This is a genomic window from Acidovorax sp. (genome assembly GCF_046314175.1).
Taxonomy (GTDB): Bacteria; Pseudomonadota; Gammaproteobacteria; order Burkholderiales; family Burkholderiaceae_C; genus Acidovorax.
Genome location: NZ_JBKBXG010000148.1, coordinates 1 through 6,702 on the forward strand (window position 1 = coordinate 1; position 6,702 = coordinate 6,702).

General features: G+C 65.2%; 6 protein-coding genes. 1 reads left to right on the forward strand and 5 read right to left on the reverse strand.

Translation table 11 applies throughout. The features are described 5' to 3' along the window. The coding region (locus ACK4OE_RS24495; RefSeq protein WP_409888993.1) for a hemolysin family protein at positions 1-875 on the forward strand (875 nt) is incomplete at its 5' end. A 51-nt stretch (positions 876-926) separates the two neighbouring features. On the opposite strand, the gene ACK4OE_RS24500 is transcribed toward ACK4OE_RS24495, so the two are convergent. The 5 genes from ACK4OE_RS24500 to ACK4OE_RS24520 form a co-directional block, all read right to left on the reverse strand. Continuing rightward, a complete protein-coding gene (locus ACK4OE_RS24500) occupies positions 927-2,258 on the reverse strand; it encodes an FIST N-terminal domain-containing protein (protein ID WP_409888995.1) in 1,332 nt (443 codons plus the stop codon). Between the two features lie 76 nt (positions 2,259-2,334). After that, the gene (locus tag ACK4OE_RS24505) at positions 2,335-3,270 is read right to left on the reverse strand and encodes a PhaM family polyhydroxyalkanoate granule multifunctional regulatory protein (RefSeq protein ID WP_409888996.1); all 936 of its coding nucleotides are present in this window, start codon (positions 3,268-3,270) and stop codon (positions 2,335-2,337) included. A gap of 114 nt (positions 3,271-3,384) precedes the next feature. After that, positions 3,385-3,882, reverse strand: coding sequence for a copper chaperone PCu(A)C (locus ACK4OE_RS24510; RefSeq protein WP_409888998.1), 498 nt, complete (start codon positions 3,880-3,882; stop codon positions 3,385-3,387). A 69-nt stretch (positions 3,883-3,951) separates the two neighbouring features. Continuing rightward, a complete protein-coding gene (locus tag ACK4OE_RS24515) occupies positions 3,952-4,512 on the reverse strand; it encodes a YcnI family protein (RefSeq protein ID WP_409889000.1) in 561 nt (186 codons plus the stop codon). Positions 4,513-4,526: 14 nt separating this feature from the next. Further along, the coding region (locus ACK4OE_RS24520) for a TonB-dependent receptor (protein WP_409889001.1) at positions 4,527-6,702 on the reverse strand (2,176 nt) is incomplete at its 5' end.

A 6,702-nucleotide genomic window follows, 5' to 3' on the forward strand; every position in this document is an offset into this window, starting at 1 on the left:
TTCTGTTGCTGTCCACCTCCACCCGCACGCTGCTGCGCCTGATGGGCGTGAAGGAAACCAGCGGCAGCCCGGTGACGGAAGAAGAGATCCACGCCATGCTGGTCGAGGGCACCACTGCGGGTGTGATCGAGTCGCACGAGCACACCATGGTGCGCAATGTGTTCCGGCTGGATGACCGGCAGATCGGGTCGCTGATGGTGCCGCGCGGGGATGTGGTGTGCCTGGATGTAGATGCGCCATTTGAAGAAAACCTCAAGTGCATCGAAGAGTCGGACCACGCGCGGTTCCCGGTGATACGCGGTGGCATGGACAACATCCTGGGCGTGATCAACGCACGCCAGTGGCTGTCGCGCACTTTGCGGGACAAGACGCACGGCCTGGCGGATCAGCCGCTGCAAACCGCGTTGTATGTTCCTGAGACCATCACCGGCATGGAACTGCTGGACAACTTTCGCCTGTCGGACGTGCACATGGCGTTTGTGATCGACGAGTACGGCGAGGTGCAAGGCATCGTCACGCTGCAGGACCTGATCGAGGCCATCACGGGGGAGTTTCAGCCGCGCGACCCCGAAACCTCGTGGGCACTGCAGCGCGAAGACGGCAGCTGGTTGCTGGACGGACACATCCCCGTGCCCGAGCTGAAGGACCGCCTGAACCTGGATGCCGTACCCGAGGAGGACCGCGGCCGTTACCACACCCTGAGCGGCATGATCATGCTGCTGACCGGCCGCCTGCCCAAGGTGACCGACGCCGTGCAGTGGGAAGACTGGAAGCTGGAAGTTGTGGACATGGATGGAAAGACCATCGACAAGATCCTGGCCACGCGCCTGACGCCTGAAGAAAAAGCCGAGTCCGACGACAACGGCGCGGGCTGACCAGACCCGCAGGGGGTTGCGGCACGCAGCTACGCAACCACCCAGCGGGGGTCAGGATGGCAAAGGCTCGCTGTCCACAAACACGGTCAGCACACCGGTGTAGCCGTACAGGTGGTGGTGCGCGATCTCGCCTCCGGCAAAAAAGCCGGCCAGCGGCACATCGCCCAGCGCGTGGCGCACGATCTGCAGCTCGGCGCTGGGGCCACCAAAATGCGGGCCACCGCGGCCCGAGCAGCTCACGTAGATGGCACCACAGATGCGGCGCCCGGCTTGTGGCACTGTGCTGGCACTGGAGGCGTCGACCGCGTCGCCCATCTCGCCGTCCGTGCTGGACGGGGACACCAGCAACGCAGGCTCCAGTTCTTCGGGCGATAGCTCTTCGCGGATCTCGGCGCAGATGCGCATCAGGTCGGCACGTGCCGCAGCCACATTGCGCTGGCAGAACGCCAGGTGCATGCCCGCTTCCACGTGGTCGGCCAGGGCTACGCCGCGGCGGCTGCCATCCAGCCCGACGATGTGCCGCACGCGCGTGTCGGTGCCAAAGTGGCCCGTGCGGCGCTGGCCCTGGGGCTGCTCGCCTGCGCTGACCAGACCGGCCAGCGTGGCGCGCACCTTGCGCAAGGCAGGCTGCGGGTCACCGTCGAGCGAGACTTCCAGCGTGTCCAGCAGCACATCCAGCGCCGACTCTCCATCGAGCTGCAGCACCACGTTCTCTTGCGCTTCGGTGATGGTGTGCAGCGCGCCCACGGGCTGGCAGCCCTGCGTGACGCGGGACACGAGCGCCACGCCCGCGTCAAACGCCACGCCCGACAGGCCTCCGTCAAACACGCCCGTGGCCCCACCCTGCCCGGCGATGTTGCCGTCGCCCCCCACTGCAAACTGCACGCTGCTGGTGCGGCTGGCGCAAAGGCCGCCAAACAGGTAGCCGGTGTCGGTGCGCGCTGCCATCTCGGCCAGCAGCTCGGTCAGTTCGGGCGTGCGCCCGTCAGCATGCACCAGCGCCGTGTGGGCCACAAACCCGCTGCCCGGGTGGTTGGCATGGGTGGGCAGTGGCGCCACACCTGAGAACACCCGGTAGTGGTCAGCGGGCACATCGAGCAGCATGACCGACAGCGCGGGCTCGTCAAAGTACTCGGCGTTGTTGGCCGACACGCCCACGCCCACCGTGCCGCTCCAATCGGTCACCTCGGGCAGTTCGTCGCTGAGGTAGTCGAGCAACGCCTGCGCCTCGTTCGCATAGTGGTCGGTGATGTACAGCAGCCCCAGCGTGGGGGCCGACGCGTAATCGGGCAAGGCCATCTGGGCGCGCAGTTGCGCCAGCACCAGGGCGGCGGCCATGCGCCACTGCGGGTGGGTGGCGTGGCCGGTAGGGAAGAGTTTCATGACAGTCGTCTCTGGCGGGCTGTTCGGGCGGTGGTGGGCGCAATACGCGGTGCTGCGGGCCCGCTAAGCCACCCAGTCAGCGCGCCGGTTTGCGCGGGGCGCTGCGGGTGGAGGGTGATTTCTTGGCTGCTGCCTTGCCTGTTGCGGTTGCTGTTGCAGCTGGCTTGGCGGCAGTTTTTGCAACGGCCTTTTTAGCCGGTGCCTTCTTCGCGGTGGCGGCGGGCTTTTTGGCCGCAGCAGCGCTGGCGGCACGCTTGCCGCCGCCTTGCATGGTCTGCATGCCCTTGGCAGCAAACTGGCTGGCCATGCCGGTGGCCGTTTTCAGGGCCTCTTTAGCCAGGCCGGTGGCCATGTTCTTGGTGGTGTCGATGGCGGTCTGCTTGGCCGCGTCCTTCATGGCGTTGGCAGCAATCTGCTGGAACTGGCCGGTGAGCGCGCCCCACCACTGCATGGGGTCGACCACCGTGGGCTCGGCCGCACCGCTGGCTTTACCGCCTTTGGCTTTGGCTTTGGCTTTGGCCTTGGCAGGCGCAGCCGCTGGCTCCTGCGCGGGCTCTGCGTCGTCTTCCTGCTCTTCGGGTTCAGCCTCTGCGGCAGCGGCCCGGCCCGTCACGCGGGCGGCGGCCTGGGTCATGGCGTCGGCCGCACCGGTCATGGTGCTGGCGGCCTTTTGCACGCTGCCCATCACGGTGTCGGCGGTTTTGAGCTTGAACGCATTGGCCACATCGCCCATGCTGAAGTTCATGCCCTTCAGGGTGGCCAGCGTCATCTTCTGCACCTCCAGCGCCTGGATGGTGGCGGTCAGAGCGCGCGAGTTCTGCTCCAGCCAGAACTGCACAGCTTTCAGCTCATCAATGCGCTTCTCCAGCTCTTCCACGCTGATGGTGGGCGCCACCCAGTTGCCGAGGTTGGGCAACTGCGGAATGCTGCTGGACGCGCCTTTGGCCAGGCTCTGCAAAAAGTCAAAGCCGGGGACAAGTTTGCCGAAACCGAAATTCGATGTGTCGCTCATGGCCGCTCCGCAAAAGGTGGACGAGGTGGTTCTATAGAACCCTGTGCAGGTTCTGCGGAGTCACAGCTTACTCCAATGCGTTGCGCCCGCGAAGGCGCTGCGGCAGCGGTGTCCTCAGTGTTTGTGCCCATCCATCATGCTGCCTGCGGTGGCGCCACCGGGGGCGGACGTGGCCACCGGAACGTTCAGTTTGAGCTTGCTTTCTGCCCCCTTGGCATCCTGGAACACCAGCGTGATGGGCACCGAAGTGTCCTTGGCCAGCGGGGCCTTCAGGTCAAGCAGCATGACGTGGTAGCCGCCGGGCTTGAGTTCCACCGTCTTACCTGCAGGCAGGTCCAGGGCCGGGATGGCGCGCATCTTCATGATGTCGCCTTCCATCTTCATCTCGTGCACTTCGGTGACGCCCGCAGCGGGCGACTCGGCGCGCACCAGGCGGGTGCCGTCTTTTGCCGTCAGGCGCATGAAGGCGCCGGTGCCCTTTTGGCCCTGCACGCTGGCACGGGCCCACGCGCCCTCGGCCTTGACGGCTGCATCCTGCGCCATGGCACTACTGGTAGCCAAGGCCACAGCCAGGGTGGAAACGAGGGCAACGGTACGAATGATTTTTTGCATGGTGATCTTTCTGTATCTTTCTGTGGTTAGTGCGGGAAGTACGGTGAACACGGGCTCAGGCCGTGATGGTCAGTGATTGTGGGCAGCAGCACCACCAGAGGGCAGGATTTCCAGCGCAGCGGCTGGGGACTTCAGGTCCGACAGCTTTTGTCCGGGCTTCGGAACCTCGACCCAGTCGTTGCGGCCTTCGGCACAGGCCTGGCGCACGGGCCAGTACACCGTGCCCGCCTGCGCGGGCGTGGTGGCCACCAGCACGAACTCGTCGTAGTGGGCATTGGGCAGCATGTCGTCTGCGGTCTTGGCAGTCCAGGTCACGCGGACCACATCTTCGGTGATGCTGCGGCCATGACTGGTGTACGGCTGGGCGAGCTTTTCGCGCTGCACCTCCAGTGCCCAGCCCGGCTTGGGCATGGGGCGCGCGCCGCGCATGCCGGCAGGGATGTCCACCGCGATCTGCCGCGTGGGCGACGCGCCGCAACCGTGCCCCACCTTGAACGTGGCCTTGTAGCTGGCGCCTGCCGGGGCGACCTGGTATTCGAGCACCACATGGGCAGATGCAGTGCCAAAAAGGCATCCAGCGCTTATCAGGCAAGCGCCAACAGCTATAGTTTTCATAGTATTCAATGACATGAAATGTGTTCCTTTCAAAGATCTACCTTGAGTTCAGCCATGTAGGTGCGCTGCGGGTAGGGGTGGAAATTCCAGAACTGGTAGTTGTTCAGGTTGTCGATGCCCACGGCGGCGCTGACCTGCTTGGTGATCTGGTAGCGCACACGCACATCGGTGGTGAAGTAGCGGCTGGCGCCCTGGTAGGCAAAGCCGTTCACGTCGGTGTTGTCCAGCGTGCTGTATTGCTTGCCGCTGTAGCGCGCGCCCAGGGTGTATGACCACGTGGCGTCGGGCCGGTAGGTGGCCACGGCGCTGGCGCGCCACTCAGGGATGCGCGGCTGCCATTTGCCGACGCTGGCCGGGAACTTGTCGTTCTTCGTGATCTTGGAATCCGTCCAGGTCAGGCTGCTGCCCAGCTCCAGGCCGCGCACAAAGACGTTGGCGGCCTGGTACGACAGCTCAATGCCCTTGGTACGGATGGCATCCACGTTCTGCACGTTGGTCACGTTGGGCGTGACGAGCACATTGGTCTGCGAGTACAGCGCGTCTTTCGTGCGCTCAAAGAACGCTGTGAGGCGCAGCAGCCCATTGCCCATGTCGCGCTCGGCCGTCAGTTCGGTGGTCCAGCTCTTTTCGGGCCTGAGGTTCGGGTCGTTGTTGGTGAGCGTGCCGCTGCCGTTGATGCCGCCCTGGTACAGCTCGGCCACCGTGGGCATGCGCACGGCGCGGCCCGTCGATGCCTTGAGCACCCACAGCTCATTGGCCTGGTAGGCCACGGCAGCCTTGGGCGAGAAGTAGGTTTCGTTGCGCTCAGGGTGCGTCACAGTGGTGGTGGCGTTACCGGTCTGGCCGTTGCTAGCGCTCCAGCGTTCGGCGCGGGCGCCCAGCACGGCCTTCCACTGTGGCGCGATCTTCCAGGTGTCTTGCGCCCACAGGCCCAGCAGTTGGGTGTCGCCGTTGAAGGCCTGGTTGCGGGCGCCTGCAGCGCCGTTGATCCAGTTGCTGGTGGCGTTCTCCACGGTGCGCAGCCGGTAGCTGTCGCGCTGCAGGCCAAAGTCCACAATGTGGGCGCCCTGCATTCCGCTGGGCCGCCAGGTGCCCTTGGCAGCCAGGGTGTTCCAGCCTGTGCCTTTGCTGTTGACGATGCGCCCTGCCCCGCCGTTCAGCGCGGCAGGCAGCGCCACGGTGGCGGCGCGCAAGGTGTCGGTCTGGTAGTCGTACAGGCTGGCAGCCACCTCCCAGTCGAACACGCCTTTGGTGTTGCTCTTGACCGAGAGCCCGTGCATGAAATGCGTGAGGTCTTCATTGGACACATTGAAGTCGGTGGGCGCGAGCGTGTACGAGCGGCCATTGATGTTGACGGCACCCGCATACACCGCGTTGCTATTGGCATCGCGCAGGTAGCTGGTGGGGCGGCCTTCGGATTCGTTGTGCCACCAGCCCAGGGTGTAGGCCGCGCGCACGGTAGGCGAGAAGTCGTAGGCGATCTTGGCCTTGATGTGGTCTTGCTGCGTGTGGTACTGCGTGGCCGTGCCCAGCAGGACCCAGGGCTGGTTGTTGCGGTTGAGCCCGGGCACCGCGCCCGTGACCGGCGTGCCCGCATTGCCCACGGTGCCAGCGGAAACGAGGCGCGTGGGGAAGGTGAGCGGCTGGCCTTCGCTGTCGGTCTTGTTGAAATTGAGGAACCACGACCAGTCGCCGTTCTTATTGCCCACCGAGGCGCTGACCTGTTTGCCCGCATAGCTGGTGTTGGTGCCGTACAGGTCAAACGGCTGGTGCTGGAAGCTGACCTTGCCGTGCGCCTCGAACTTTGTGGGCATGCGCGTGACGTAGTCCACCACCGCGCCCACCGAGTTGCCTGCGTAGGCGGCCGAAAACGGGCCGTAGAGCACGTCCACGCGCTCGATCTCTTCGGGCGTGACCAGCATCCAGCGCGGCGCGTTGGTGGGGCCGTTGCCGAGATAGTTGCTCAGCAAAATGCCGTCGGCAAACACCATGGACCGCGCCGGGTTGCCCGTGCCCGATGCGCGCGTGGACAGCACGGCGTGGTTGTAGTCGCCGATGTAGCGCTTGCGCACCAGCAGGCTGGGCAGGTACTTGAGGGCGTCTTCGCTGTCGGTGGCGTTGATCGAGTGCTCAATCTGCTCGCGCGTCACGCCCTCGATGGTGGTCGGGATCTGCGTGGGCAGCGAGGTGGGCTGGCCGCCGATG